22 protein-coding genes and 2 riboswitches are annotated in these 25,914 nt (G+C 67.4%); of the genes, 9 read left to right on the plus strand and 13 right to left on the minus strand.

The window, feature by feature from the left end; translation table 11 throughout:
* Positions 1-353 precede the first annotated feature (353 nt).
* Positions 354-2,531 carry a primosomal protein N' gene (locus ROV95_RS00910; protein ID WP_312542303.1) on the plus strand — a complete coding sequence of 726 codons (2,178 nt, stop codon included), beginning with the start codon at positions 354-356 and terminating at the stop codon, positions 2,529-2,531.
* Positions 2,532-2,613: 82 nt separating this feature from the next.
* Here the strand turns inward: ROV95_RS00910 and ROV95_RS00915 are convergent, their stop codons facing one another.
* On the minus strand, positions 2,614-3,234 hold the full coding sequence (locus ROV95_RS00915) for a glutathione S-transferase (protein WP_312542305.1): 621 nt from the start codon (positions 3,232-3,234) through the stop codon (positions 2,614-2,616).
* A gap of 112 nt (positions 3,235-3,346) precedes the next feature.
* Positions 3,347-4,126, minus strand: a complete 780-nt coding sequence (locus ROV95_RS00920; protein ID WP_010481148.1) for an NYN domain-containing protein — start codon at positions 4,124-4,126, stop codon at positions 3,347-3,349.
* A gap of 123 nt (positions 4,127-4,249) precedes the next feature.
* Here ROV95_RS00920 and ROV95_RS00925 point away from each other — a divergent pair, with 123 nt between their 5' ends.
* A complete protein-coding gene (locus ROV95_RS00925) occupies positions 4,250-5,530 on the plus strand; it encodes an NAD(P)/FAD-dependent oxidoreductase (RefSeq protein WP_312542307.1) in 1,281 nt (426 codons plus the stop codon).
* A gap of 82 nt (positions 5,531-5,612) precedes the next feature.
* On the opposite strand, the gene ROV95_RS00930 is transcribed toward ROV95_RS00925, so the two are convergent.
* Both ROV95_RS00930 and ROV95_RS00935 read right to left on the minus strand, forming a co-directional pair.
* Positions 5,613-6,044 carry a nuclear transport factor 2 family protein gene (locus tag ROV95_RS00930; protein ID WP_312542308.1) on the minus strand — a complete coding sequence of 144 codons (432 nt, stop codon included), beginning with the start codon at positions 6,042-6,044 and terminating at the stop codon, positions 5,613-5,615.
* 141 nt (positions 6,045-6,185) lie between these two features.
* A complete protein-coding gene (locus ROV95_RS00935; protein ID WP_012481382.1) occupies positions 6,186-6,461 on the minus strand; it encodes a GIY-YIG nuclease family protein in 276 nt (91 codons plus the stop codon).
* Between the two features lie 40 nt (positions 6,462-6,501).
* Positions 6,502-6,591, plus strand: a riboswitch (glycine riboswitch).
* A 13-nt stretch (positions 6,592-6,604) separates the two neighbouring features.
* Positions 6,605-6,708: riboswitch (glycine riboswitch) on the plus strand.
* Between the two features lie 84 nt (positions 6,709-6,792).
* On the opposite strand from ROV95_RS00935, the gene ROV95_RS00940 reads away from it, so the two are divergent.
* Positions 6,793-7,410, plus strand: coding sequence for a trimeric intracellular cation channel family protein (locus ROV95_RS00940; RefSeq protein WP_019338935.1), 618 nt, complete (start codon positions 6,793-6,795; stop codon positions 7,408-7,410).
* Between the two features lie 182 nt (positions 7,411-7,592).
* On the opposite strand, the gene ROV95_RS00945 is transcribed toward ROV95_RS00940, so the two are convergent.
* The 7 genes from ROV95_RS00945 to ROV95_RS00975 all read right to left on the minus strand — a co-directional run bounded on the left by ROV95_RS00945 (position 7,593) and on the right by ROV95_RS00975 (position 13,143).
* Positions 7,593-8,666: a 3-deoxy-7-phosphoheptulonate synthase gene (locus ROV95_RS00945; protein ID WP_312542310.1), complete on the minus strand. Its 1,074-nt coding sequence runs from the start codon at positions 8,664-8,666 to the stop codon at positions 7,593-7,595.
* 269 nt (positions 8,667-8,935) lie between these two features.
* A complete protein-coding gene (locus ROV95_RS00950) occupies positions 8,936-9,193 on the minus strand; it encodes a hypothetical protein (protein WP_111097643.1) in 258 nt (85 codons plus the stop codon).
* 105 nt (positions 9,194-9,298) lie between these two features.
* Complete coding sequence (locus ROV95_RS00955; protein ID WP_312542317.1) at positions 9,299-9,637, minus strand: DUF6616 family protein; 339 nt, start codon at positions 9,635-9,637, stop codon at positions 9,299-9,301.
* Positions 9,638-9,684: 47 nt separating this feature from the next.
* The gene (locus ROV95_RS00960; RefSeq protein ID WP_312542319.1) at positions 9,685-10,425 is read right to left on the minus strand and encodes a DNA alkylation repair protein; all 741 of its coding nucleotides are present in this window, start codon (positions 10,423-10,425) and stop codon (positions 9,685-9,687) included.
* Positions 10,422-10,922 (minus strand): MarR family transcriptional regulator, encoded by a 501-nt coding sequence (locus ROV95_RS00965; protein ID WP_312542323.1) that lies wholly within the window; start codon positions 10,920-10,922, stop codon positions 10,422-10,424. Before ROV95_RS00965 ends, ROV95_RS00960 begins: the two co-directional genes overlap by 4 nt.
* Before the next feature lie 199 nt (positions 10,923-11,121).
* The gene (groL, locus tag ROV95_RS00970; RefSeq protein ID WP_065198986.1) at positions 11,122-12,771 is read right to left on the minus strand and encodes a chaperonin GroEL; all 1,650 of its coding nucleotides are present in this window, start codon (positions 12,769-12,771) and stop codon (positions 11,122-11,124) included.
* An 84-nt stretch (positions 12,772-12,855) separates the two neighbouring features.
* Complete coding sequence (locus ROV95_RS00975; protein ID WP_005411227.1) at positions 12,856-13,143, minus strand: co-chaperone GroES; 288 nt, start codon at positions 13,141-13,143, stop codon at positions 12,856-12,858.
* A 312-nt stretch (positions 13,144-13,455) separates the two neighbouring features.
* On the opposite strand from ROV95_RS00975, the gene ROV95_RS00980 reads away from it, so the two are divergent.
* From ROV95_RS00980 to ROV95_RS01000, 5 genes are all read left to right on the plus strand, one after another.
* Entirely contained in the window at positions 13,456-15,246 is a 1,791-nt protein-coding gene (locus tag ROV95_RS00980; protein WP_312542329.1) for an endonuclease, read from the plus strand.
* A 68-nt stretch (positions 15,247-15,314) separates the two neighbouring features.
* A complete protein-coding gene (gene cutA, locus ROV95_RS00985; RefSeq protein ID WP_019660807.1) occupies positions 15,315-15,653 on the plus strand; it encodes a divalent-cation tolerance protein CutA in 339 nt (112 codons plus the stop codon).
* The gene (locus tag ROV95_RS00990; RefSeq protein WP_021203212.1) at positions 15,650-18,034 is read left to right on the plus strand and encodes a protein-disulfide reductase DsbD; all 2,385 of its coding nucleotides are present in this window, start codon (positions 15,650-15,652) and stop codon (positions 18,032-18,034) included. Before cutA ends, ROV95_RS00990 begins: the two co-directional genes overlap by 4 nt.
* Positions 18,031-18,594 (plus strand): TlpA disulfide reductase family protein, encoded by a 564-nt coding sequence (locus tag ROV95_RS00995; RefSeq protein WP_312542332.1) that lies wholly within the window; start codon positions 18,031-18,033, stop codon positions 18,592-18,594. Before ROV95_RS00990 ends, ROV95_RS00995 begins: the two co-directional genes overlap by 4 nt.
* Before the next feature lie 698 nt (positions 18,595-19,292).
* On the plus strand, positions 19,293-21,815 hold the full coding sequence (locus tag ROV95_RS01000; RefSeq protein WP_312542334.1) for a sulfite reductase flavoprotein subunit alpha: 2,523 nt from the start codon (positions 19,293-19,295) through the stop codon (positions 21,813-21,815).
* A gap of 76 nt (positions 21,816-21,891) precedes the next feature.
* On the opposite strand, the gene ROV95_RS01005 is transcribed toward ROV95_RS01000, so the two are convergent.
* Positions 21,892-24,429: a methyl-accepting chemotaxis protein gene (locus tag ROV95_RS01005; RefSeq protein ID WP_312542336.1), complete on the minus strand. Its 2,538-nt coding sequence runs from the start codon at positions 24,427-24,429 to the stop codon at positions 21,892-21,894.
* Between the two features lie 203 nt (positions 24,430-24,632).
* On the opposite strand from ROV95_RS01005, the gene ROV95_RS01010 reads away from it, so the two are divergent.
* Positions 24,633-25,472, plus strand: a complete 840-nt coding sequence (locus ROV95_RS01010) for an arylamine N-acetyltransferase (protein WP_312542338.1) — start codon at positions 24,633-24,635, stop codon at positions 25,470-25,472.
* A gap of 65 nt (positions 25,473-25,537) precedes the next feature.
* Here ROV95_RS01010 and ROV95_RS01015 read toward each other — a convergent pair whose 3' ends face one another.
* A complete protein-coding gene (locus ROV95_RS01015) occupies positions 25,538-25,909 on the minus strand; it encodes a VOC family protein (protein ID WP_312542340.1) in 372 nt (123 codons plus the stop codon).
* Positions 25,910-25,914: the final 5 nt, after the last annotated feature.

Here is a 25,914-nt window from a genome sequence, read left to right on the forward strand (position 1 = left end):
GCGCCCACGGATACTTCGTGCTGCAGGTTGTGCACAGCACCACGCTCCCGGCGCGGGAAACTGCGGCAAGCAGCTGAATTCACTCTGTTTCAGCAATGTTTCACACTTAAACTGTTGATTTTGAATAGTTTTTAAGTGTGGCTATTTTTTGACCAACCCAAGCGTGAGCTCGTCGCCATCGGCCTCCTGCGTTCCCGTCGACCGGTAACGCACAACGTTATCCACAGAACATGTGGATAAGCCTGAATCTCCAATGGACACCGATATTTAGGTGACATTTATGATTCAACGGGCGCCGCTCCGCCGTCTCCCACCCCGCCATTCGCGCGCGCATGGCCCGGTACACTGGCCCGATGCCTTCACCGATTCCGACCCTGCAGGTCGCCCTGCCCGTCCCCCTGCCCCGTCTGTTCGACTACCTGTCGCCGGAGGGCGATGGCCCCACGGTTGCGGTCGGCTGCCGCCTGAAGGTGCCGTTCGGCAACCGCGAGCTGGTCGGGGTGGTGGTGGGGCACGGCCAGACCGACGACGGCCAGGGACTGCGCCAGGCGTTGGCCTGGTGCGACCCGCAGCCGCTGCTGCAGGGGGAGCTGTGGCAGAGCCTGCAATGGCTGGCGCGTTACACCCACGCACCGCTGGGCGAGGTACTGAGCACCGCCCTGCCAGGACCGCTGCGTCATGGCGAAGCCCTGCCCGACACCCACCACTGGGGCTGGCAGTTGACCCCCGAAGGCCATGCCCAGCGCGGGAAGCTGCGCGCCGGCAGCCGCCCGCGGCAGTTGGCCGAACTGCTGGCCGGGGCCGTGGTGGATGAGGATGTACTGGGCGAACGCATGGAGGACTGGCGCACCGCCGCGCGCAGCCTGGCCAAGCGTGCGCTGGCCGAGCGCGTGGCGATGACGGTGGCACCGCAGCATGCGCAGCCGCTGCCCGGCCCCACCCTCAACCCGGACCAGGCCGAAGCGGTGGCCGCCATCAACGCCGCCGAAGGCTTCCAGCCCTTCCTGCTGGATGGCGTGACCGGCAGCGGCAAGACCGAGGTGTACCTGCAGGCCATCATCCACTGCCTGGCGCAGGGCAGGCAGGCGCTGGTGCTGGTGCCGGAAATCGGCCTGACCCCGCAGACCCTGGCACGCTTCCGCGGCCGCCTTGGCATCGCCGTGCACGCATTGCATTCGGGGTTGAACGACAACGAGCGCGCGCGCGTCTGGGCTGCGGCTTCGCGCGGCGAGGCACGGGTCATCGTCGGCACCCGCTCGGCGGTGTTCACGCCATTGCCGCAGGCCGGGCTGCTGATCATCGACGAGGAACACGACGGCAGCTACAAGCAGCAGGACGGCATCCGCTATCACGCGCGCGATTTCGCTCTGGTGCGCGCCAAGGCGCTCGGCATTCCGGTGCTGCTCGGCAGTGCCACCCCTTCGCTGGAAACGCTGCATAACGCCTACGCCGGGCGCTACACCCACCTGCGCCTGAAGCAGCGTGCCGGTGATGCGCGGCCACCGCGCGTGCGCATCCTCGATGTGCGCAAGCGGCCGCTCCACGATGGCCTCTCGGCTGATGTGCTGGCCGGCATCGGCGAGCACCTGCAGCGCGGCCAACAGGTGCTGGTGTTCAAGAACCGGCGTGGCTACGCGCCGGTACTGCTGTGCCACGACTGCGGCTGGACCGCACCGTGCAACCGCTGCGATGCACCGATGACCGTGCATGGCGGCGGCCGCCGCCTGCAGTGCCATCACTGCGGCGCGCGACAACCGGCACCACTGGCATGCCCGGCCTGCGGCAGCCTGGCGCTGCAACCGCAGGGCATCGGCACCGAACGCCTGGAAGAGCATCTCACCGCGGCCTTCGCCGACTTCCCTGTGGTGCGCATCGACCGCGGCACCACGTCACGTCGCGATGCACTGGAACAGCAGCTGGCGAGACTGGGCGACCAGCCCGGTATCCTGGTCGGCACGCAGATACTGGCCAAGGGCCACGACCTGCCGAAGCTGACCCTGGTGGTGGTGGTGGGCATCGACGAAGGCCTGTTCTCCGCTGACTTCCGCGCCAGCGAGAAACTCGCGCAACAGCTGATCCAGGTGGCCGGTCGCGCCGGGCGCGCACGTGACCCCGGCGAGGTCTGGCTGCAGACCCATCACCCCGGGCATCCGTTGCTGGAAACCCTGGTCAGCGGTGGTTACCACCCGTTCGCACAGGCGGAGTTGAACCAGCGGCAAGCCGCAGGATTCCCGCCATTCGCGCACCTGGCGCTGATTCGCGCCGAAGCGCAGCAGGTGGAGCATGCCAATGCGTTCCTGCTCGCCGCACGACAGTTGCTGGGCGAGCAGGACGTGGTCGAGGCCTACGGGCCGATGCCAGCACCGATGCCACGCCGCGCTGGCTACCAGCGTACGCAGCTGCTGCTGTCTGCCATGCAGCGGCCGCCACTGCATGGCGTGCTTTCGCAGCTGGTGCCACAGCTGTACGCGCTGCCGGAAGCACGCAAGGTGCGCTGGTCGCTGGATGTGGATCCAACGGACCTGTATTGATCCCGTAGAGCACTGCCGAGCATGGCTCGGCACTACCGTAGAGCCGAGCCATGCTCGGCTGCGTTTCAGCACCGGGCAGTGCTTACGTCAGCGGCGACATCACGCCGCGCTGGTAGGCCGGCCGCTCGCGCAGGCGGGCGTACCACTCGGCCAGGTGCGGCAGTTCCGGCCGCTGGATCGGCAGCTCGTACCAGGCGTAGATCAGCGAGCCCAGCGGAATGTCACCCATCGCGAACTTGTCGCCCGACAGCCACGGCTGTTTGGCCAGCGTGGCATCGGCCATCGCCAGGTAATCGCCGGCGCGCACGATCGCGGCATTGATCCGCGATTCGTCCCGGTCGGCCGGGGCGGTGCGCATGATGCCCCAGATCAGGTCGCTGTACAGCGGCGCCATCCGCGAGGTGCTCCAGTCCATCCACTTCTCGGCCTGGGCACGCTCCATCGGGTCTTCGGCGTACAGCGTGCCCAATGCGTAGCGTGCGCTCAGATAGCGCACGATGGCGTTCGATTCCCACAGCGGCAGGCCATGGTCTTCGATCACCGGTACCAGGCCATTGGGATTCATCGCCTGGTACTCCGGTGTCTGCGTGCCGCCGTGGCTGCCACCGACTTCGATGGATTCATACGGCAGGCCGATCTCCTCGGCGCACCACAGCACCTTGCGGACGTTACTGGAATTGCGGCGGCCCCAGATCTTCAACATGCGGGTTTCCTTTGCTGGCAATGCGAGCGGCAACGATACGCCTGATCGATACAGGTGTGTGCGTGCCGGATGCGGGACCTGGCATCCGGGCATTGCCGGCCAGCGGCCGGCACTACCGGTTCTTCTTCGGCAGCGCGCGCACGTAGGACGACTTGCCGTCCTTCTTCAGTTCGAACAGGCCGATCGCCGCCAACAGGTCACTCAACTTCCCGTAACCATAGTTGCGCGGATCGAACGAGGCCTGGTTGCCGATCTGGCTGCCAACCGGCCCCAGATGCGACCAGCCGTCCTCGCCCTCGGCCGAGGACACCGCGCGGCGCAGCATCTTCACCAGCCGGGTATCGCTGCGCATTTCCGCACCGCTCTTGCGTGGCCGGGCATCGTCGTTGGCCACAGGCTCGTTCGATGCCTGTTCGCTGGAAGCCTGTTCGGTATCCGGCACGCTGGCATGGGTCTGGCCCAGTGCTTCCAGGTAGGTGAATTTCGAGCACGCGTTGACGAACGGCTCGGGCGTTTTCTTCTCGCCGAAGCCGTACACCTTCACGCCATCGGTCAGCAGGCGCATCACCATCGGAGTGAAATCGGCATCGCTGGAGACGATGGCGAAGCCATCAAGGTTGCGTGCGTAGAGCAGGTCCATGGCATCGATCACCATCGCCATGTCCGAGGCATTCTTGCCCTTGCTGTAGGCAAACTGCTGGATCGGGCGGATCGCATATTCGTGCAGCACCGCTTCCCAGCCCTTCAACCGCGGGCTCTTCCAGTTGCCATAGGCGCGGCGCACGTTGGCCACGCCGTAGCGGGCGACTTCAGCCAGGACCTCGTCGATCTTCGAGGCCGGCGCATTGTCGGCGTCGATCAACAGGGCGATGCGCTTTTCCGGTTCGCTCATGGGCTCCTCACGGGCCGTTGCCTGAACCCGAGTATCGCCGATCCGGGCAGGCGCTGACGTGACAGGTGGCCGCCGTGCGAAGATGCCAGGCGCTTCCCCCGATGCCCCCACTGGAGTGAGTCGATGAGTCGCGAGCGCGTTCCCCACCTGGTCGTTGTCGGCGGCGGTTTTGCCGGTCTCTGGGCCGCCCGTGCCCTGGCCCGCGAGCGCATACGCATCACCCTGGTCGACCGCCGCAACCATCACCTGTTCCAGCCGCTGCTGTACCAGGTGGCCACCGCCGGCCTGTCCGCACCGGATATCGCCGCACCGCTGCGCCACATCCTTGGCCACCAGCGCAATGTGGAAGTCCGCCTCGGCGAAGTGGTGGCCATCGACAAGCAGGCGCGGCAGATCCGCATGGCCGATGGCAGCACGCTGGACTACGACAGCCTGCTGCTGGCCACCGGTGCCACCCACGCCTACTTCGGCAACGACCAATGGGCCGATGATGCGCCCGGCCTGAAGACGCTGGACGATGCCATCGCGCTGCGCCGCAAGCTGCTGCTGGCGTTCGAGCGTGCCGAGGCCGAACCGGACCCGGCAAAGAAGGCGGCGTGGCTGAGTTTCGCCGTCGTCGGTGGTGGTCCCACCGGCGTCGAACTGGCCGGCACGCTGGCCGAGATCGCGCGCCACACGCTGCGCAACGAGTTCCGCCACATTGATCCGGCCAGTGCGAAAGTGCGGCTGATCGAGGCCGGGCCGCGCGTGCTGTCCTCGTTCCCGGAAGTGCTTTCGCTGAAGGCGCGTCGGCAGCTGGAGAAGCTGGGCGTGGAAGTGCTGACCGGTACCCCGGTGAGCGACATCGACAGCCAGGGCTTCACGCTCGGTGACCAGTTCGTGCCAGCACGCACCGTGGTCTGGGCCGCCGGCGTGGCCGCTTCACCGCTGGCGCGCACGCTGGACGTGCCGCTGGACCGCGCGGGCCGCGTGCCGGTGCAACCGGACCTGACCCTGCCCGATCACCCGGAGCTGTTCGTGGCCGGCGACCTGGCCGCACTGAGCCAGGCCGACGGCAAGCCGGTACCCGGCGTGGCACCCGCTGCCAAGCAGATGGGCAAGTACGTGGCCGAGGTGATCCGCGCGCGCCTGCACGGCACGCCCGAACCCGGCCCGTTCAAGTACGCGGACTACGGCAACCTGGCCACCATCGGCCGCATGGCCGCGATCGTGCACCTGGGCCGGCTGCAGCTGTCGGGCGTGCTGGCGTGGTGGTTCTGGCTGGCCGCGCACGTGTTCTTCCTGATCGGCTTCCGCAACCGCATCGTGGTGCTGCTGAACTGGGCCGTGGCGTACTGGAGCTACCAGCGCAGCGCGCGCATCATCTTCGGTGATGACCAGGACGACCGGCGACCGAAGCGCTAGGGCCGCACGCATGCTCCTGTAGCGCCGAGCCATGCTCGGCTGCACTTCGCGCGGTTTGCAGAAGCCGAGCATGGGCTCGGCTCTACGGCGCCTTCGGTTTCGGGTACCACAGTGCGTTGACGATTACCCAGCGCTGGTCGAAGCGCCCCATGTGGAAGTAGTCGACGAACCACGGGGTTTCCAGCCGCACCGAGGCCGCGTTGCCGGTCACGTCCAGCACCCTGCAGCGGTGGTCCCATTGATCCTTCGGGGTCTTCAACGCGCCCTGCTTCGTCAGCGAGACCAGTTCTTCCTTCGACATACGGCGCAGGCCCAGGCGTTCGTCGGGCGTATCGCCGAGGACCGCGCGCTTGGCCAGGTCCGGATGCAGGGAGCGGGCGACGCGCTGCGGGTCGGCCTCCAGCTGGCCGTCGACGTAATCGTTGCAGGTGGCTTCGATGGCCGCGAGGGTGGCCGGGTCGGCGGCGGGGCTCGTTGCTGCGGAAAGAGCGAACAGCAGGGCGATCGTGGACATCCGGGTCTCCAGCGCTGAGGGCTGGGCGATCATGGCATGTGCAAGCCGCATCCACGCATGGCGTGGATCTACTGTAGAGCCGGGCCCATGCTCGGCTTGACCATCAGGCAGCAGCAACAACAGCCGAGCGTGGGCTCGGCCCTACAGAAGCGCGGGATCCGGCGCCTGCAGCCAGGCCAGCTTGCGTTCGCGCGGCTGCTGCTTGAGCTGCCATTCGGCCCGTGACGCGGCGGCCCGGTCCGGGTACTCGCGCACGGCCAGCACGCGCAGCGGTGGCCGCGCCCGGGTGTAGCGCGCGCCCTTGCCGGCCTGGTGGGCAGCGAAACGCGCGTCCACGTCGGTGCTGATGCCGGCGTAATAGCTGCCATCCCGGCATTCGAGCAGGTACAGGAACCAGGGGCGGAGGGACGGGGCCATGCCCGGATTATGCCGTGCTGCACTGCAGCGGATATACTGGCGGCCGAATGCAGGAGAGAGGCGCCGCGCTGGCGCCCGCCGAAGGCGCAGGCTCCCATGATCGCTCAGGCCGGTGGGCTGGAATCCCACCAACCATGCATTCGACTCGCCGAGCTGGAGAGAGGTCACCGGGCACGCCCGGGACGATCCGCCGAAGGGGCACGCGGCCAACGCCGCTGAACTCTCAGGCAAAAGGACAGCGGGAGCGGCACCGGTCATCGTCATCCCGTCATTGCGCAGGCAGTGGCGGTAGTCGCGCATGGCCGGCCCCACCGCGCCCGGAGCCTGTCCCATGCTGCTGTCCGTCATCTACCTGATCGCCATTTCCGCCGAAGCCATGACCGGCGCACTGTCCGCCGGCCGCCGCCGCATGGACCTGTTCGGCGTGGTCATGATCGCCTGCGTCACTGCCCTCGGTGGTGGTTCACTGCGCGACATCCTTCTTGGCCACTATCCGCTGGGCTGGGTCAAACATCCCGAGTACCTCGGCTTCACCGTGTGCGCGGCACTGATCGCCACCTGGGTCGCACGCTGGATGCACCACTTCCGCCGCACCTTTCTGGTGCTCGACGGGCTGGGCCTGATCGCCTTCACCCTGATCGGCTGTTCGATCGCGCGTGAGGCCGGCCATGCGATGCCGATCGTGCTGATCGCCGGCATGCTGACCGGTGCCTTCGGCGGCGTGCTGCGCGACATCCTCTGCAACGAGGTGCCGCTGATCTTCCAGAAGGAGCTGTACGCGATCATCGCGCTGCTGACCGGCGCGGCGTATCTGTTGCTGCTGCACTGGGGCGTGGCCGACGCCACCGCGATCCTGTGCTGCCTCGGCGGCGGCTTCGCGCTGCGCCTGCTGGCGATCCACTACCGCTGGGAAATGCCGAAGTTCGTCTATCACGACGAAGTGCATTGAGGTTCGCGCGGCGCAATCCGCACCACCCCGGCGATGTACCTGGCGCTGTCGCTCATGCGCAGCGCCAGGCGCATCGCCGGTGCAGATGGGCCGGTCTCCAACTCCGACCGGCCCTGATCGCGGCCGCACCCCCGCAGGCGCTGGCCGCCATCCACACACGTGCCGCCATCAGGCGGCTTCATTCACGCTGCTTCGGACACCTTCACTTCACGACGGGCACGCACGGCCGCAGCCAGTCGCTCCAGCACCGTCACGGTGGTGTCCCAGTCGATGCAGCCATCGGTGATGCTCTGGCCGTAGACCAGCGGCTGGCCTTCCACCAGTTCCTGGCGGCCACCGACCAGATGGCTCTCGATCATCACGCCCACGATGCGCTGTTCGCCGTCTTCCAGCTGAACAGCAATGTCCTCGATCACCTTCGGCTGGTTCTCCGGGTTCTTCAGGCTGTTGGCATGGCTGGCATCGATCATCAGGCGCGCCGGCAGCTTGGCCTTGGCCAGCGCCTGGCAGGCGTCGGCAACACTGGCTGCGTCGTAGTTCGGCTGCTTGCCCCCACGCAGGATCACATGGCAATCGGGGTTGCCGGTGGTCGACACGATGGCAGTGCCGCCCTGCTTGGTGACCGACAGGAAGTGGTGCGGATTGGACGCAGCACCTACGGCGTCAGCGGCAATCTTCACGTTGCCATCGGTGCCGTTCTTGAAGCCGACCGGGCACGACAGCCCCGACGCAAGTTCGCGATGCACCTGGCTTTCGGTGGTGCGTGCGCCGATCGCGCCCCATGCCACCAGGTCGGCGATGTACTGCGGCGAGATCACATCGAGGAACTCGACACCGGCCGGCAGGCCCAGCTTGTTGATGTCGCGCAGCAGGCCACGGGCGATGCGCAGGCCCTTGTCGATCCTGAAGCTGCCGTCCAGGTCCGGGTCGTTGATCAGCCCCTTCCAGCCCACCGTGGTGCGTGGCTTCTCGAAGTACACGCGCATGACGATTTCCAGCTCGCCAGCCAGCGCATCGCGCAGCGGCTTCAGGCGCTGGGCGTACTCGATGGCGGCGTTCGGGTCGTGGATCGAGCACGGGCCCACCACCACCGCCAGGCGGTCATCGCGGCCGTGCAGGATCTGGTGCAGGGCCGCGCGCGAGGCGCTGACGGTGTCGGAAGCTTCATCGTCACAGGGCAGCATCGCCAGCAGCTGGGCAGGCGGTGTCAGCGGTTCGATGGTACGGATGCGCAGGTCGTCGGTGTGCGGGGGCATTGCAGGAGATCTCCGGAACGTTGGGGGTCCCCAGCGTGGCGGCATGAAAAAAGCCGCCAGGTTCGCTGGCGGCTTTCGGGAATGCGTCTGAAGCTTTCTTCAGGGTGAGCGCAGTCCTTCCTCCGCCAGTGGCTTCGGAAAGTAATACCAGTAAAAACGGGTAGCGGCTGCGTTCATGGGATCTATTGATAGCACAGCTTTTGCGCAGTGCAAAATGTTTCATCCGCAACTGGGACGCTGCCCACGCGGTGGTCGCCGTGCAACGTCGCTCATCTGCCATGCACTTCCACGTCCAGCAGCAGGCCTTCGTGGATATCGGCCCAGCGCTCCAGCACCCGATCCAGCTCCTGCCGGGCCTCGTCCAGCTGCTCGGGGTTGAGCAGGGAGCGTGCGGTGTAGAGGTCGGAGACCAATCGACGCAGGGCCGATTCCGGGATGGCCACCGACGGGTTCTCCTGCCCTGGCAACTGCAATGCCGGGCACTCGCCAAGCGGACCGAACAGCGTGACCTCGAGCTTGCTCTGCATGATCAACGTCCCTGCGGATGGACATGGGCAACGCACTGTTTACCGTGTATCGGTGACAGGCGCATGTGCCGCCCATGCCGGGGATCGCAGGCCGCCGCCGTACCACTACAGCGCGGCCAGGTCGGCCAGATGCTGGCCCATGCTGTCCACCTCACCGATGGCATGGGTGGTGGTGAAGTAATCATGCCAGCCGGTGGCGGCGATCCCGGCCACCAGCGTGTCGGCCGCTTCGCGGCTGGCGCAGTGCCAGACCGCATAGAACTGCTCGCCGCTGCCATGCGGCACGTCGGTAGCGATGCGGCCCATGGCCAGCGGCCTGATGCTTTCGGGGTCGAAACGCTGCATGCCCTCGCCGATGCAGGCGAAGAAGGCGGTGCGTTGTCCGGGCGAGAGCGCCGTCCAGGCGGGGGTGGCGGTGTAGAGCTCGATGAAGGTGTGGGGCATTGCGGTTCTTCCTTGAGGTTCATGGGATTGCCGGCCAGCGGCCGCCATTACCGCAGTGATCGCATGGCGCGTTTGCGGATGTAGGCGTTGGCATCGCTGTGGTGCTCGCGTTGCCAACGTGCGCACAGCCCACGCAGCCATTGCGGCTGCGTCTTGCCGGCATCGTTGAGCCAATTGCCGACGGAGTCCTGCACATAGCGCTCGGGGTCGTCGGCCAGCGCGTCCAGCAACGGCACTGCGTGTTGGGGCTGCTGCTTGAACAGCGCGATATGCGTAGCCCAGACGCCCCGGGGACGCAGCGCCTCGCAGGCGAAACGGCGCAGGTACGGCGATACTTCCTGCGTCCACGGTTGCAGGTACCCAAGCGCCTGCAGCGGTGCAGCAACGATGTCCGCGCGCAGTGCCAGCCAGGCCCATTCGCGCACGCCGAAGTGCGGGTCATCGGCCAGCGTTCGTATCGCCTGCAGCTTCCCTGCCAGGGGCGTGCCGGCGTCACTGCCGATCAGGTAGCAGGCCCAGCCACGCACCGTATCGGAGGCGTGGCCCCGCCACTGCGCGGGATCGCCCTGTCCGCTGTCGCGCAGCAGGCGGGCGGCCAATGCCATGCGCTGGGTGATGCCCTTGCCTGCGGCGTCGCGCATGCGTTGCAGTGCGTCCGGTTCGAGCACAGGTGCCACGACGTGCAGCAGTTCGGCGAAATCCACCGCCAGGCACTCGGCCAGGTGGGTGGCGGCGACGCGGCCGGTGCTGAGCGCACGCAGGCGTTCGGCCGCAATGGGCGCGCTCATGCAGCGGATACCCGCCCGGCATCGGTGTGCTGCCAGACCTTGTGCAGCAACCGTGAAAGCTGCTGCTGTTCGTCGGCCTCCAACCCGTTGAACAGGCCCCCGATCCACTGCGTGTGCTGCTCGAACAGCGCCTCGGCGAGGCGTGCCCCCTGTGCGGTCAACACGATCCGCAGGCGGCGGCCATCTTCGGCATCGCTGTGGCGCTGCAGCAGGCCTTCGCGCTGCAGGCCGTCGAGCAGGCCACTGATGGTGGCGCGGGTCACGCCGGCACGCTCGGCCAGCTCATGCGGCGGCAGCGAGCCACCGGCCCCGTGCAGCAGGAACAACACGATGAAGCGGCCTTCGCTGAGGCCATGCGGTGCCAGCCGTGCGGCGCAGTCGTGGTCGATGGCGGCAGACAGTGACAGCAGTTGGAAGCACAGGCGCAGCTGGGCCAGGTTTACCTCGCCGCGGCGCGCAGCTTCCTTGAGCAGAGCGGTGTGTTTTGCTTCCAGCATGCCGGCCACCATGTGATTAGGCGCCTAATCATAATCGATTTTCGCCCATGGAACCACGCTGTGCGGAGCATGCGGGGCCGGGTCCGGCCAAGCCCGCGCATCGCCCAAAAAGAAAAACCCCGCCTTGCGGCAGGGTTCTTCTCTACAACGGGAAGGTATGCCGACCCAGGGCCGGCATCCCAATGCCAGGGGCGAGGACTTAGAAGTCCATGCCGCCCATGCCACCCATGCCGCCCATGCCACCGGCGCCGCCCATGGCCGGCTCGTCCTTCTTCGGAGCCTCGGCCACCATGGCTTCGGTGGTGATCATCAGGCCAGCGATCGAGGCGGCGTTCTGCAGCGCCGAACGGGTCACCTTGGTCGGGTCCAGGATGCCGAACTGCAGCATGTCGCCGAACTCGCCGGTGGCCGCGTTGTAGCCGAAGCTGCCGGTGCCTTCCTTGACCTTGTTGATGATGACCGACGGCTCGTCACCGGCGTTGGCAACGATCTCGCGCAGCGGGGCTTCCATCGCACGCAGGGCAATCTGGATGCCGTGGTTCTGGTCTTCGTTGGCGCCCTTCAGGCCGGCCAGCGCGGTGATCGCACGAACCAGGGCCACGCCGCCGCCCGGAACCACGCCTTCTTCAACGGCTGCACGGGTGGCGTGCAGGGCGTCGTCGACGCGATCCTTCTTTTCCTTCATTTCGATTTCGGTCGACGCGCCGACCTTGATCACGGCAACGCCGCCGGCCAGCTTGGCCACGCGTTCCTGCAGCTTCTCGCGGTCGTAATCCGACGAGGTGTCCTGGATCTGGGTCTTGATCTGGGCCACACGGGCTTCAACGTTGGCCTTGTCGCCGACGCCGTCGATGATGGTGGTGTTCTCCTTGGAAACCTGCACCTTCTTGGCGCGGCCCAGGTCCTTGATGGTGGCCTTCTCCAGCGACAGGCCAACTTCTTCGGAGATCACGGTACCGCCGGTCAGCACGGCCATGTCTTCCAGCATCGCCTTGCGACGGTCGCCGAAGCCCGGAGCCTTGACGGCCACGACCTTGACGATGCCACGGATGGTGTTGACCACCAGGGTGGCCAGCGCTTCGCCTTCGACTTCCTCGGCCACGATCAGCAGCGGCTTGCCGGCCTTGGCGACGCCTTCCAGCACCGGCAGCAGGTCACGGACGTTGGAGATCTTCTTGTCGTGCAGCAGGATGAACGGGTCATCCAGGTCAGCGGTCTGCGACTGCTGGTTGTTGATGAAGTACGGCGACAGGTAGCCGCGGTCGAACTGCATGCCCTTGACCACGTCCAACTCGTTGTCCAGGCCCGAGCCTTCTTCAACGGTGATGACGCCTTCCTTGCCGACTTCCTTCATCGCGTCAGCGATGATCTGGCCGATCGACTCGTCCGAGTTGGCCGAGATGGTACCGACCTGGGCGATCGCCTTGTCGTCGGCGGTCGGCTTGGAGATGTTCTTCAGCTCGGCGACGGCGGCCGAAACGGCCTTGTCGATACCGCGCTTGAGGTCCATCGGGTTCATGCCGGCGGCCACGGCCTTGGCGCCTTCGCGGATCAGGGCCTGGGCCAGCACGGTGGCGGTGGTGGTGCCGTCGCCGGCATCGTCGTTGGTGCGCGAAGCAACTTCCTTCACCATCTGCGCGCCCATGTTCTCGAACTTGTCAGCCAGTTCGATTTCCTTGGCGACGGAGACGCCGTCCTTGGTGATGGTCGGGGCGCCGAAGCTCTTTTCCAGCACGACGTTGCGGCCCTTCGGGCCCAGGGTGGCCTTGACGGCATTGGCGAGAACGTTGACGCCGCGCACCATGCGCGAACGGGCATCTTCACCGAAACGGATATCCTTGGCAGCCATGTGCAGTTACCTCATCTGGTAGCGCCGGGCCATGCCCGGCGGCTGGGTGTTGGAATCAGGGGATAGAACAGGTCGCGCCGGGGCTCAGCCGATGACGGCGAGCACGTCGTCTTCGCGCAGGACCTTGTATTCGACGCCTTCGCTCTTGTACGAGCTGCCGGCGTACTGGCCATAGATGACCTTGTCGCCGACCTTCAGCGACGGCGCGCGCACGTTGCCGTTGTCCAGCGGCTTGCCCGGGCCGACGGCCACGACCTCACCCTTGGTGGACTTTTCCTTGGCCGAGTCGGGGATGACGATGCCACCGGCGGAGATTTCGTCGGCTTCGATCGGCTTGACCACAACGCGGTCGTGCAGCGGCTTGATGCTCATAGGAGACCTCTTAAGTGATTGATTGGTCTAAAAAAGTCCGGCGATGTTAGCACTCGCCCCAGGCGAGTGCCAGAACCGCACGTGAAGAAACCCGACAACGTCGGGAGCAGGGCAGAGATGGAGCCCCGCCGCCCCCTTTCAAGGGCGGAATGAAAAAAATTTTTCCGCCCGCGCGCCTCGGCCAGGGCGTCGGTCCAGATCAATTTCGGTGACAAGCGTCGCACTGTCAGACATCTGACGTTCATTTACGACAAAGTGTCACTGGATCGGCCTTAGGCTCGGTCCGGCATTCCCAATCACAAGGAGGAGTCGATGCGATTGCTGTCCCCGCTTGCCGCTGCCTGCCTGCTGGCGCTGGCCGCTGCGCCGGCCCAGGCCGAGGTCTTCATCAACGAACTGCACTACGACGACAGCACCGCCGCCGGTGACGTCGGCGAAGCGATCGAGGTCGTAGCCACTGCCGGTGAGGACCTGTCCGGCTACCGCCTGTACCTCTACAACGGCAGCAATCCGTCCGCCGCCACCGTCTATGCCAACAACCCGGTCCCGGCCGGCACCGCCGCCGGCTGCGGCAGCGCCACCATCGCCGTGGTCAGTTACCCGACCAACGGGATCCAGAACGGCCCGACCGACGGCATCGCCCTGGTCGATGCCAGTGGCAAAGTGGTCCAGTTCCTCAGCTATGAGGGCGCCATCACCGCCTCCGGTGGCCCTGCCGCCGGCATGACCAGCCAGAACATCCCGGTAGCCGAGACCAACAGCAGCGCGCCGGGCACCTCGTTGCAGCTGACCGGCAGCGGCAGCCAGTACACCCACTTCACCTGGGCCGAATCGGCCGGCCAGACCTTCGGCAGCTGCAACAAGGGCCAGACCTTCAGCGGCGGTGGCACGCCAGGCCCGAACACGCCGCCGTCGGTGTCCACCACCACCCCGGCGCAGGGCAGCAGCACCTTCCCGGCTGCGGCCGATCTGGAAGTGGTGTTCAGCGAAACCGTGAACCTGGCCAGCGGCGCGTTCGCGCTGAGCTGCGGCACTTCCGGCAGCGTGCCGCTGACCTTTCCGGCCAGCGGCCGCAGCGTGAAGCTGTCCACCAATACCGCGCTGGTGGCCGGTGAAGCCTGCCGCTTCGACATCCGCGCCGCGCGCATCACCGACCTGCAGGGCGCGCACCCGGCCGCCGACAGCCGCATCGCCTTCACCGTGGCCAGCACCGGCGGCAATCCGGACCCGGGCAACCCGGGCGTGCCGGCCGGCTACTACTCCAGGGTCAACACCAGCAGCCCCAGCCAGCTGCGCTGCTCGCTGCACGCCACCATCAAGGGACATACCGCCTACCCGTACAGCGGCTCGGGCACCAGCACCTGGACCATCCTGGAAATCGCCGACGAGGATCCGAACAACCCGAACCGCATCCTCGATGCCTACCGCAACCGCAGCTACGCCAAGGTCAGTGATCGTGCGGGCACCGGCAGCGGCCTGACCTACAACCGCGAGCACACCTGGCCGAACTCGCTGGGCTTTGCCAGCACCACCGGCGACAAGGGCCTGCCCTACGCGCCGTACACCGATACCCACATGCTGTACCTGACCGACGCGCAGTGGAACGCCGACCGCGGCAACAAGCCGTTCGGCAAGTGCGATGCCAGCTGCGGTGAGCGTGCCACCGAAGCCAACAATGGGCAGGGCGGCGGCAGTGGTGGCTATCCGGGCAACTCCAACTGGGTGCGCACGCCGGACGGCAACACCGGCACCTTCGAGGTGTGGGGCAAGCGCAAGGGCGACATGGCGCGCGCGGTGATGTACATGGCGATCCGCTACGAAGGCGGCAAGGATGCGGCCACCGGCCAGTCCGAACCGGATCTGGAGCTGACCGACGACCGCAGCAAAATCGTCAAGACCAGCAGCTCGCCAGCCTACATGGGCCTGCTGTCGGCGCTGATCGACTGGCACCTGTCCGATCCGCCGGATGATGCCGAGCGTGCCCGCAATGACGTGGTCTACAGCTTCCAGGGCAATCGCAACCCGTTCATCGACCACCCCGAGTGGGCGACCCCGGCCCTGTTCACCTCGGCCAAGCCAGCCACCTGCCAGCTGGCCAACTGACCGCGCAACGCTGCGGTCCACTGCCGCCGCCGGGCCCCGACCCGGCGGCGGCCCTATACTCGACGGTCATGTCGACCGTCGATCCCGTCCTGCTGCTGTTGACCACCTGCCCGGACCGGGCCAGTGCCGAGCGCATCGCGCACGCGCTGGTAGGCGAGCGCCTGGCGGCGTGCGTGACCCGCCTCGACGGCGCACAGTCGACCTACCGCTGGCAGGGCGAGGTGACCACCGACGCGGAGCTGCAGCTGCTGGTGAAAACCACCTCGAGCCGCGTCGATGACGCAATCGCCCGGATCGTCGAACTGCATCCGTATGAACTCCCGGAGTGCATCGCGGTCGAAACCCGGGCCGGCCTGCCGGCGTATCTGGATTGGATCCGGGCACAGACCCGGGAGGACACTGATTGAAGACTCTGTTTGCGCGTGGCGCTGCCTTGTGCGCCCTGTTGTGCCTTTCGCTGCCCGCCTTCGCCCTGGATGAGAAAGACCTGCTGCCGGTGGACCAGGCGTTCGCATTGACCGCCACTGCCCCCGAACGTGGCCAGGTGCAGCTGCAGTTCAAGATCGCGCCAGGCTATTACCTGTATCGCCACCGTACCAGCGTCAAAGCCGACCCGGCCTTCAATGCCGGCGCGCTGCAGATGCCCAAGGGCGACAAGCACCACGACGATTTCTTCGGCGAGGTCGAGACCTATCGCGAGCGCCTGCTGGCCACCCTGCCCGGCACGCCGACCGACGCTGCCGGCACCATCAGCCTGGAAGTGCGTTATCAGGGCTGCGCCGATGCCGGTGTCTGCTACCCGCCGCAGAAGCGCGTGGTGCAGGTCACCCTGCCGGGCGCCGGTGCGGCGGCGGCGGTGCCTGCCGCGCGTGCCGGTGCGGCCAGCCCGTTCAACAACCCGCTGGCCGGTGCCGGCAACAGCGGTGGCCTGCGCCTGCCGGGCGCGGCCAACAACAGCCAGGCCCTGCCGCTGCCGTCGGAACAGGCGTTCGGCTTCGATGCCATCGCCAGCGACGGCAACACCCTGCTGCTGCGCTTCAGCCCAGCGCCCGGCTATTACCTGTATCGCGACCGCACCTCGCTGAAGCTGGAAGGCAGCGCCGGCGTGCTGGCCGGCAAGCCGCGCTGGCCAGCCGCGCAATCGCATCGCGACGAGCACTTCGGCGATGTCTCGGTCTACTTCAACCAGGTGGAAGTGCCGCTGCCGCTGCGCCGCGCTGTCACTGATGCCGTCGACAGCACCCTGGTGGTGACCTTCCAGGGCTGCCAGACCGATGGCATCTGCTACCCGCCGATGACCCGCCGGGTGAAGCTGTCGATTCCGGCCGGCAAGGTCAGCGCCAGCGCCGACCAGGCGCCAGCGCGCAATGACGTGATCAACCCGCTGCCTGCTGCCAACGGTGCACCGCGCGAAGCCGCCAACGGCGCCCCGCTGCGCCTGCTGCCAACCGTGCCCAACACGGATGCAGCGGCACCGGCCGCCGCAGGTGGCGCCACCGCCAGCAGTGAATTCGCCACCGATGCACAGGGCGACAATGCGCTGCGCACGCGTCCGCCGGTGACGACGCCGAATCCGGACCGTTCGTTCGTCTGGGTCCTGCTGCTGGCGCTGGCCGGTGGCCTGGTACTGAACCTGATGCCCTGCGTGCTGCCGATCCTCTCGCTGAAGGTGCTGAGCCTGGCGCAGAGCGGCGAAAGCGCGCAGCGCGCACGCAGCCACGCGCTGTGGTACACGCTGGGCGTGCTGGTCGCGTTCGCCGTGATCGGCGCGTTGATGGTCGGCCTGCGCGCGATCGGCAATGCCGTCGGCATCGGCTTCCAGCTGCAGCACCCGGGTGTGGTGGCGGCGCTGGCCTACATCATGTTCGCGGTAGGCCTGAGCCTGTCCGGCGTGTTCACCCTGGGCGGCGGCATCGGCAATCTGGGCCAGTCGCTGGCCAGCCGCAGCGGCCCGGCCGGTGACTTCTTCACCGGTGCGCTGGCCTGCGTGGTCGGCAGTGCCTGCGTCGGCCCGTTCATGGGTGGCGCGATCGCCTACGCGTTCATTGCCCCGCCGCTGAAGGCGATGACCGTGTTCCTGTTCCTCGGCCTGGGCCTGGCGCTGCCGTTCCTGCTGATCGGCTTCGTGCCGGCGCTCGCACGCCGCCTGCCCAAGCCGGGCCCGTGGATGGAAACGCTCAAGCACGTGCTGGCCTTCCCGATGTATGCCACCGCGCTGTGGCTCCTGTGGGTGCTGGGCAAGCAGCGTGGCGTGGATGGCATGGCGCTGGTGCTGGGTGGCCTGCTGCTGCTGGCGTTCGGCCTGTGGCTGTTCGAGCGCAACCGCTGGACCGGCTCGCGTGCGGTGACACTGCTGGGCGTACTGCTGGCGATCGGCGCGCTGGTGCCGGCCTGGGGTGTGACCCAGCTCGCACCGCCGGCGCGGGCCGCACAGGCCGCCAGCGACAACGTGGTCGAGTATTCACCGCAGTTGCTGGACCGCCTGCGCGCCGACAACCGCGTGGTGTTCGTCAACATGACCGCCGACTGGTGCGTAAGCTGCAAGGCCAACGAGCGCGCCGTGCTGTCGCGGCCGGAATTCAAGGAACTGCTCAAGCGCACCAACGCGGTGTACATGCGCGGCGACTACACCAATGTCGACCCGCAGATCACCACGTTCCTGGAAGAGCACAAGGCCGTCGGCGTGCCACTGTACGTGGTGTACGGCCCCGGCGCGCCGCCGACCGTGCTGCCGACCCTGCTGACCCAGGCGGTGGTGGAGGAAGCGCTGCTGCGCACCGCACGATGAAGTGGCAACGGCCAGCGCTGCTGTGGACAGCGGTGCTGGCCGCCGGCCTTGGCCTGTGGGCCGGCCATCGATTGACACCGGCGCCGGTGGCGCCTGAGGCCGTGCCGGGAGCGCCTGCTGTGGCGGCTGCCGCACCCACCCTGCAGGTCGGCGACAGCCTGCCCACACTGTCGCTGCCGGATCTTGAAGGCCGGCCGCTGGACCTGCGCCAGCACGCTGGCGGTCGCCCGCTGTTGATCAATGTCTGGGCCAGCTGGTGCGCGCCCTGCGTTGAAGAAATGCCCGAACTGGCGCGTTTCGCACATATCCAGGGCGAGCACGGTGTGCAGGTGCTGGGACTGGCGCTGGATACGCCGGAGGACGTGCGCCGTTTCCTGCAGCGGGTACCGGTGGATTACCCGATCGTGATCGAGACCCCGGGGCCGCGCGATGCCAGCGTGCAGCTGGGCAATACACAGGGCCTGCTGCCCTACAGCGTGCTGTTCGATGCACAGGGGCGGCTGGTGAAAGCGAAGCTGGGGCCGTTCGCCCACGGCGAGATCGACAGCTGGGTGAAGTGAGGGGGGGTTTTGCAGGGCTTGCAGCCCTGCACCCGGCTCAATGCAACGCCAACAGCCAAAGCGGGCGTTCCGCGGGTTGGCGGGGCGATGTCGGAGTGCGGGGACGCTGCAAGTACGTCCCTGTAAGCTTGGCAGCCGCATCCATGCGGCTGACACCCCGCACTCCGACACCTCCCCACCTCTGACAGATCTTCGCGGCTGTTGGTAGGTGTCGACCTTGGTCGACACATCTGTCAGATATCGATATTCAGAATGGAATCAGACCGCGTGCCGACCAACGGTCGGCACCCACCAAAGCAGAACGTCGTTCCGACAGATCGCGGAAATCTGTCGAAGGCGGGGTGGGTCCGGTTGAGGGGGCGTGAGCCGCATGGGCCTGAGGCATGCCTCGGGCGGGTTGGGCAGGACGCCCAACCCCGGTCTTGCCGTGTGCGCAGGACTGCGCACACGAGCAAGCGGCGACCGAGCTTACATGGACGTACTTGCAGCGTCCCCCTCAACCGGACCCACCCCGCCAACCCACGGAAAGCCAGCTTTTGACGTTGACGTTGCTCCGGCTTGTAGCGGGTGCAGGGCTGCAAAGCCCTGCAACAAAACCCTCCTTGACCGTAGCCCGTCCGCCACGGAGAATTCCGCGATTAATTCTCATTTGCTGTTGCGCAGGATGCGGGCGGCAGCCTTCGGGGCCCCCTCCTTCGATGTTCAAGAACGTCCTGTTCCAACTGCACTGGCTGCTGGGCATCACCGCCGGCGCCGTACTGGCCGTGATGGGCCTCAGCGGCGCCGTGCTGTCCTTCGAGGATGAGCTGCTGCGAGCGGCCAACCCCGGCTTCGCCGAGATCGCTGAACACCATGCTGATGGCCAGCTTCCGCTCGAACTCAGCGAACTGGCAACGCTGCTGCAGGCCGGCGGTGATCGCCCCCTGCAGCGCCTGCGCGTGGATGCCACCGGCCAGCGACCGTCGGTGGCGCGCTTTGCTGGCGGCAAGGAACACTGGGTGTACTTCGACCCCTACAGCGGTGAGCGCTTCAGCGCCCTGCGCGGGCAGGCGCTCTTTGACTTCGTCGAGGACCTGCATCGGCATCTTGCCGCCGGTGAGCGCGGCAAATGGATCACCGGCAGCTGCGCCATCGCCCTGGTGTTCTTCACCTTGTCCGGGCTCTACCTGCGCTGGCCACGACGCTGGGGGCACTGGCGCAGCTGGCTGGCAGTGGAGTGGAAGCGCAGTGGACGCGGCTTCCTGTGGAGCCTGCACTCCGTGGCCGGCACCTGGGTGCTGTTGATCTACCTGATGAGTGCGCTGACCGGCCTGTGGTGGTCCTTCGACTGGTACCGCAGCGCCGCCAACACCCTGCTGGGCGTCGCACCGGCCGCCCAACACAAGGTCGCCGCCGACGCCGCCCTGGACCTGGAGCGCATCGAAGCCACGCTGTATGCGCTGCCCGGCGTGCGCACCGGCTACATCGACCTGCGTCTGCCGGAGAAACCGGGGCAGGTACTGAATGTGCGTGTGATGGCCGGTGACCCGTCGCAGCGCGGTGGGCGGCATGACCGCGCGCACGATCTGCTGCAGCTGGATCCGGCCAGCGGGGCCATCCTAGATTCACGCCCCTACGCGCGCCAGGGCACCGGAGGACAGCTGGCCACCAGCGTGTTCGCATTGCACTCGGGCAGTTACTTCGGCATGCCCGGGCGGGTGGTGGTGATGCTCAGCAGCCTGGGCATGAGCCTGTTCTTCATCACTGGCTGGCTGCTGTACCTGGACCGGCGCCGCAGCCAGCGCGCTGCGCGCGGGCTGCGCAAGTCGCTGCCAGCAACACCTGCAGATGGCGATGGCACGCCGTGGCTGGTGGTGCATGCCAGCCAGAGCGGACTGGGCGAACAACTCGCATGGCGCGCTGCCGCGCAGCTGCAAGCATCCGGCCATGCAGTGCAGGTTCTGCCGCTGGCCCGCGTCGATGCCGCGCGGCTGGCACGCACCGCACAGGCATTGTTCGTGCTGAGCACCTTTGGTGATGGCGAACCTCCGGATGCGGCGCGGGGCGCTGCGCGACGGCTGCTGGCACAAGCGCCGGATCTGTCGGGCCTGCAGTTCGGCCTGCTCGCCCTGGGTGACCGCCAGTACTCGCATTACTGCGGCTTTGGCCGCCAATTCGATGGCTGGCTGCTGGGCAACGGGGCACGTGCGCTGTTCGAGCGCATCGATGTCGATGCCGCTGCGATACCGGCGCTGCGCCAGTGGCAGCAACATCTCGGCGCGCTGACCGGCATCGCCACCGATGACAGCGTGTTGCCGACCGCGACGCAGATGCACGAGTGGCGCCTGCTCGGCCGTGACCGCCTCAATCCAGGCAGCGTGGGCGGCGCCATCTGGCACATCCGTCTTGCGCCACCGGCCGATGTGCAGTGGCAGGCGGGCGACATCCTGCACATCGCGCCCCGCCACAACGCGCGGCACGCCGTTGCGGTGCTGAAGGCACATGGGCTGGATCCCCAGCAGCCGCTGCTGATTGACGGCCAGCCGCGCACGCTGTTGGCGCTGGCCAGCGAGCGCGAGCTGCCCGATGCCGATGCTGCGCTGGCGGTGCAGGATGCCTGCCTCTGGCTGGCAGGGCTGCCACTGCTGCCGGGGCGCGAGTACTCCATCGCATCCTGTACGGATGACGGTGCGGTCGAACTGGTGGTACGGCTGGTCCATGACGAAACCGGACGCACCGGCCTGGGTTCGGGCTGGCTGTCGCTGCATGCGCCTGTCGGTGCCAGCATCGTGGCCCGTGTGCACCGCAACCCCGGTTTCCATCGCGTTGGCGGTGCGCCAATGGTGCTGATCGGCAATGGCACCGGCATCGCGGGCCTGCGCAGCCTGCTGCGCGAAGCCGCGCATGCAGGTGAGCACGGGCACTGGCTGCTGTTCGGCGAACGCCAGCGCGCGAACGACTTCCTGTTCGCCGATGAGATCGAAGCGTGGCAGGGCGATGGCCATCTCGCGCGGGTGGACCTGGCGTTCTCGCGCGATGGTAAGGGCGGCTATGTGCAGGATCGCCTGCGTGCAGCAGCCGATGCCCTGCGCGACTGGATGCAGCGCGGTGCGGTCATCCACGTCTGCGGTTCGCTGCTGGGCATGGCCGAAGGTGTGGACCAGGTGCTGCGCGAAGCACTGGGTGATGAAGCAGTGGAAACGCTGCTGGAGACCGGGCGCTACCGTCGCGACGTGTATTGAGCCACAAGGGTAGTACCGGCCGCCGGCCGGCATGATCAGAGCGTGCCGGCCAGCGGCCGGCACTACCGGAGCAGGATCAGGCCGCAGCGCGCGCCTGTGGCATCGACTGCAACTGGAACGCGCCCACCGCTTCGGCCAGCGCGTGTACCTGCGCCTGCATCTGCGCGGTGGAGGCACCAGCCTCTTCCACCAGGCTGGCGTTGCGCTGGGTGCTGGCTTCCATCTGCACGATGGTCTGATTCACCTGCGCGATGCCGGCATGCTGGTCCTCCGATGCACTGCGGATACCGGCCAGCAGCTCGGCCAGCTGCTGCACGCTGCCAACGATCTCGCCCATCGTGATGCCCGCCTGCTCGGCCTGCTGGTTGCCCTGGCCAACACGCGCCACCGAATCCTCGATCAGTCCTTTGATCTGCTTGGCCGCTTCGGCACTGCGCTGGGCCAGCAGGCGCACTTCCGCAGCCACCACGGCGAAGCTGCGGCCCTGCTCACCTGCGCGCGCGGCTTCCACTGCGGCATTCAGCGCGAGGATGTTGGTCTGGAAAGCGATGCCATCGATCAGCTGGGTGATGTCGCCGATCCGCCGCGAGGCCTCGCTGATGCCATGCATGGTTGCGACCACCTGGCCGACGGCCTCGCCACCGCGCTGGGCCACTGCGGCCGCCCCCTGCACCAGGGCATCGGCGCGGCCCGCGGCATCGGCATTGCGGCCAACGGTGTCGGTCAACTCGTGCATCGACGCTGCCGTCTCTTCCAGGTTGGCCGCCTGCTGTTCGGTACGCTGCGACAGATCATGGTGACCGGCAACGATCTCACCCACACCGGTGTCGAGGCTGGACGTCGCCTGCTGGATGCGGGTGACGATGCGGCCCAGTTGCGCGACCGTGGCGTTGGCATCGTCGCGCATGCGTGCGAACACGCCCTGCAGCTCACCTTCCATGCGCACGCTGAGGTCACCACGGGCCAGCGCCGCCAGAAGCGCCTGCAGATCGCCGAGGTTGGTCTCGAAGGTCGCCAGCAGGCGGTTGATGCTGGTCGACAACGTGCGCACGAAGCCCTGTTTTCCCTCCAGCGCGATGCGGCCGTGCAGGTCGCCATGTGCGGCGGCGTCGACCAGTGCTGCCACTTCGGTTTCCAGCAGCGTTTCCAGCGCGCGGCTGCGCCACTCCACTGCCACGCCGAGGAAATGCCCTTCGTCGGTGATGGCATTGGCGATCAGCTGGTAGCGCACGCCGGCATGGCCGATCTCGCGCTCCTCGCGCTGGCGTACGCCGGCCAGGCTGGCCAACGCCGGATGCAGGCGTACCGCGTCGCTGCCCACCAGCGCTTCGTTCGTCAGTTCAAGCAGCTGCAGCAATGCCGGGTTGGCGTAGGCGACCTGCCCTTCCGCATCGATCACCATCAGGCCGGTCTGCGCGCTGTCCAATGCCTGGCGCACGCGGGTGTTGCCGCGCGCCACCGCGCGCTCGGTCTCGATGCGTGCGCGCAGGCGCTGCTGCATGTCGACCAGGCGCTGGGCCAGCTGGCCGATTTCATCGTTGACGTTGTAGACGCGCAGGCTGGTGTCGAGGCGGTCGTCGGCGATGTCGCTGGCGAAACGCAGGGTGTCCTGGATCGGCTGGCGCACCGCACGCAGCACCAGCACCAGGCTGGTGATCAGCACGCCGGCCACCAGCAGCAGGGTCAGTGCGAACAGCACGCTCATGGTGCGCGCTCCGGCCTGCTGGCGTGCCTGCGCCCTGGCCAGCGCTGCCACCTGCGCCCGCTGGAATGCGGCCAGTGCAGGCGCTACGTCCGCAGCGGCACCCAGCAGCGACTGCGCTTCCACATCCAGGCCGACACGGGCAGCGGCATACCCCAGCAATGCGGCCTGATACGCCTCCATCCCGGTGCGCAGGGTGTCCTGCACATCCGCAGGCAGGCCCGCCAGCGCGAGGTCGAACGGCAGCTTCTCCTCGCTGGCGCGGTCGGCGTGGGTGGAATCACCGTCGAGCAGCAGCAGTGCCTCCTGCCTTCGCATCTTCTGCAGGGACAGCGCCAGCGCGGGCCGTTGCTGCACATCCACCTGCGCCTGCAGAGTGTCGGCGGCCTGCTGCAGCTGCGCAGCGAGGCCGGCATCACCACGGCCCATCTCGTCGACCCGTTCGAACAGGGCGGCCACACCCTGCGAGAACGCGTCGGCGGCTTCGGTCAGCGCCTGCAGAGCCTTGCGCCGGCCAGCATCCATCGGCATCGCGCGCAGCGCCTGCAGATCGGTCTGCAACGCCTTCTGCGTGGCCAACAGCTGCGCGCGGTCGGCATCATCGAAACTGCGTGCATACTGGGCCTGCAGGCGACGCGCTTCGGCCACCCGCGTGGACAGGCTGGCAGCCAGATCGCTGCCGCGCTGGTAGCTGGCCTGGCTGCGCGCAGCCAGTGCGTTGGCATGGCCAGTCCAGGCGTAGACAGCAGCGATCGCCACCAGGCCCAGGCCGCAGATCCACAGTGTGGCCTTGAGCTTGTTGGCCACGCTGAGCCGATGTGGCTGCAGCCAGCGCAGCAGCCCAGGGGACGCCGAGTGCAACGCAGCAAGGCGCGTGCGCAGGGACCGGAGGTGGGGGACAACGGCCGACATGACAGACTCCAGGCGGAAAGACGCATCTGTATCGGCCTGACTCAGGACAACTTTAGGGCGCTCCTGGTCCACTCCCACCGATTGCTGGCGGACGCGGCCTTTGTACCCGGCACAGGCGACAGGGGGATGACACCCGCGCAATGCTTGACCTCAACCCCGGTTGGGGGAGCACAGTAGATCTCCCTCCCCCGCCCGGCGCGCGCATGACGACGCTCGATGTCCCCCGCTACCTGCAACGCCTGCAGCTGGATGCACCGCCACCGCTGACGCTGGCGGGCCTGACCCTGCTGCAGCAGCGCCACAACGCACTGCTGCCGTTCGAAACCCTCAGCTGCCTGCTGCGCGATGCAGTACCGATCGACCTGGACAGCGTGCAGCGCAAGCTGCTCGACGACCGTCGTGGCGGCTACTGCTTCGAACTCAATGGCGGCCTGCTGGCACTGCTGCAGGCGCTGGGCTTCGATGCACAGCCGTTGAGCGCGCGCGTGCTGCTGGCCGCCCAGGACGGCGAACTGACCGCACGCACCCACCTGCTGCTGCGCGTGCAGGTGGACGGCGATGACTGGCTGGTGGATGCCGGTTTCGGCAGCCTGACCCCGACCGTGCCGCTGCGCCTGCACGATCCGCAGCCACAGGCCACGCCGCACGAGCGCTACCTGCTGCGCCGACTGCCTGGCAACGGTGATTTCGTGCTGTCGGCCGAGTCCCACGATGGCTGGCGGGCGATGTATCGGTTCGACCTGCAGGCGCCGGCACCAATCGACAACGTGGTGGGCAACTGGTACGTGTGCACCCATCCCGATTCCAGCTTCCCCGGCCAGCTGCGCGCATCGCTGACCGGGCCGGACTGGCGCCGCACGATCGGCAGCGGCAACTACACCGAGTACCGCCCCGGCCAGGTACCGGACAAGCGTCCGCTGCACGATGTGGGCGACGTGCGCGAGGTACTGCAGCAACGCTTCGGCATGCAGTTGCCCGAAGACCCGCGGCTTGACCCGGCGATCAATGACTGGCTGCAGCGCTCACGCGCCGCGACCTTGTAGGGCCGAGCCCATGCTCGGCTGAGCTGGAGCGGCTGGGCCAGCAGCAGCCGAGCATGGGCTCGGCTCTACAGAGCTGCGCGCGCCTGCAGCGCAATGCGGTTGCCTTCGCTGTCGCGGATCTCGGCCACGCGCCAGTCACCCGCGTCGGCCGGGCCGAAGCGCAGCTCAGCTCCCGATTGCAGTGCACGGTCGAGGCTCGCATCCAGGTCATCGACGCCGATGTAGATGCGGGCGCCCTGCTCGGAGGGCCGGTAGTCCGCGCCGTGCACCAGCGCAATGCTGGCACCGGCGGCCTCATCGGAAAACGGCAGGTAGGCCATCCGGCAGTCGTGCAGCACCATGGGTTCGTCCACCGCCACCTGCAGCCACCGCTGGTAGAACGTGATGGCCCGGCCCAGATCACTGACCGGTATTTCGACGTGCAGGATGGGGTTCATGCCCG

The organism is Stenotrophomonas maltophilia group sp. msm1, assembly GCF_032025805.1.
GTDB classification, from domain to species: Bacteria; Pseudomonadota; Gammaproteobacteria; order Xanthomonadales; family Xanthomonadaceae; genus Stenotrophomonas; species Stenotrophomonas hibiscicola.

Coding starts and splice junctions, on each gene's coding strand:
- ROV95_RS00920 (WP_010481148.1), bottom strand. CDS start 4,126: ATGAGCGAACCGGAAAAGCGCATCGCCCTGTTGATCGACGCCGACAAT.
- ROV95_RS00965 (WP_312542323.1), bottom strand. CDS start 10,922: ATGCTGGAAGCAAAACACACCGCTCTGCTCAAGGAAGCTGCGCGCCGC.
- ROV95_RS00925 (WP_312542307.1), top strand. CDS start 4,250: ATGAGTCGCGAGCGCGTTCCCCACCTGGTCGTTGTCGGCGGCGGTTTT.
- ROV95_RS00935 (WP_012481382.1), bottom strand. CDS start 6,461: ATGGCCCCGTCCCTCCGCCCCTGGTTCCTGTACCTGCTCGAATGCCGG.
- ROV95_RS00975 (WP_005411227.1), bottom strand. CDS start 13,143: ATGAGCATCAAGCCGCTGCACGACCGCGTTGTGGTCAAGCCGATCGAA.
- ROV95_RS00945 (WP_312542310.1), bottom strand. CDS start 8,666: ATGCCCCCGCACACCGACGACCTGCGCATCCGTACCATCGAACCGCTG.
- ROV95_RS00955 (WP_312542317.1), bottom strand. CDS start 9,637: ATGCCCCACACCTTCATCGAGCTCTACACCGCCACCCCCGCCTGGACG.
- ROV95_RS00930 (WP_312542308.1), bottom strand. CDS start 6,044: ATGTCCACGATCGCCCTGCTGTTCGCTCTTTCCGCAGCAACGAGCCCC.
- ROV95_RS00950 (WP_111097643.1), bottom strand. CDS start 9,193: ATGCAGAGCAAGCTCGAGGTCACGCTGTTCGGTCCGCTTGGCGAGTGC.
- ROV95_RS01000 (WP_312542334.1), top strand. CDS start 19,293: ATGTTCAAGAACGTCCTGTTCCAACTGCACTGGCTGCTGGGCATCACC.
- cutA (WP_019660807.1), top strand. CDS start 15,315: ATGTCGACCGTCGATCCCGTCCTGCTGCTGTTGACCACCTGCCCGGAC.
- ROV95_RS00980 (WP_312542329.1), top strand. CDS start 13,456: ATGCGATTGCTGTCCCCGCTTGCCGCTGCCTGCCTGCTGGCGCTGGCC.
- ROV95_RS01005 (WP_312542336.1), bottom strand. CDS start 24,429: ATGTCGGCCGTTGTCCCCCACCTCCGGTCCCTGCGCACGCGCCTTGCT.
- ROV95_RS00960 (WP_312542319.1), bottom strand. CDS start 10,425: ATGAGCGCGCCCATTGCGGCCGAACGCCTGCGTGCGCTCAGCACCGGC.
- ROV95_RS01015 (WP_312542340.1), bottom strand. CDS start 25,909: ATGAACCCCATCCTGCACGTCGAAATACCGGTCAGTGATCTGGGCCGG.
- ROV95_RS01010 (WP_312542338.1), top strand. CDS start 24,633: ATGACGACGCTCGATGTCCCCCGCTACCTGCAACGCCTGCAGCTGGAT.
- ROV95_RS00940 (WP_019338935.1), top strand. CDS start 6,793: ATGCTGCTGTCCGTCATCTACCTGATCGCCATTTCCGCCGAAGCCATG.
- ROV95_RS00915 (WP_312542305.1), bottom strand. CDS start 3,234: ATGTTGAAGATCTGGGGCCGCCGCAATTCCAGTAACGTCCGCAAGGTG.
- ROV95_RS00995 (WP_312542332.1), top strand. CDS start 18,031: ATGAAGTGGCAACGGCCAGCGCTGCTGTGGACAGCGGTGCTGGCCGCC.
- ROV95_RS00910 (WP_312542303.1), top strand. CDS start 354: ATGCCTTCACCGATTCCGACCCTGCAGGTCGCCCTGCCCGTCCCCCTG.
- groL (WP_065198986.1), bottom strand. CDS start 12,771: ATGGCTGCCAAGGATATCCGTTTCGGTGAAGATGCCCGTTCGCGCATG.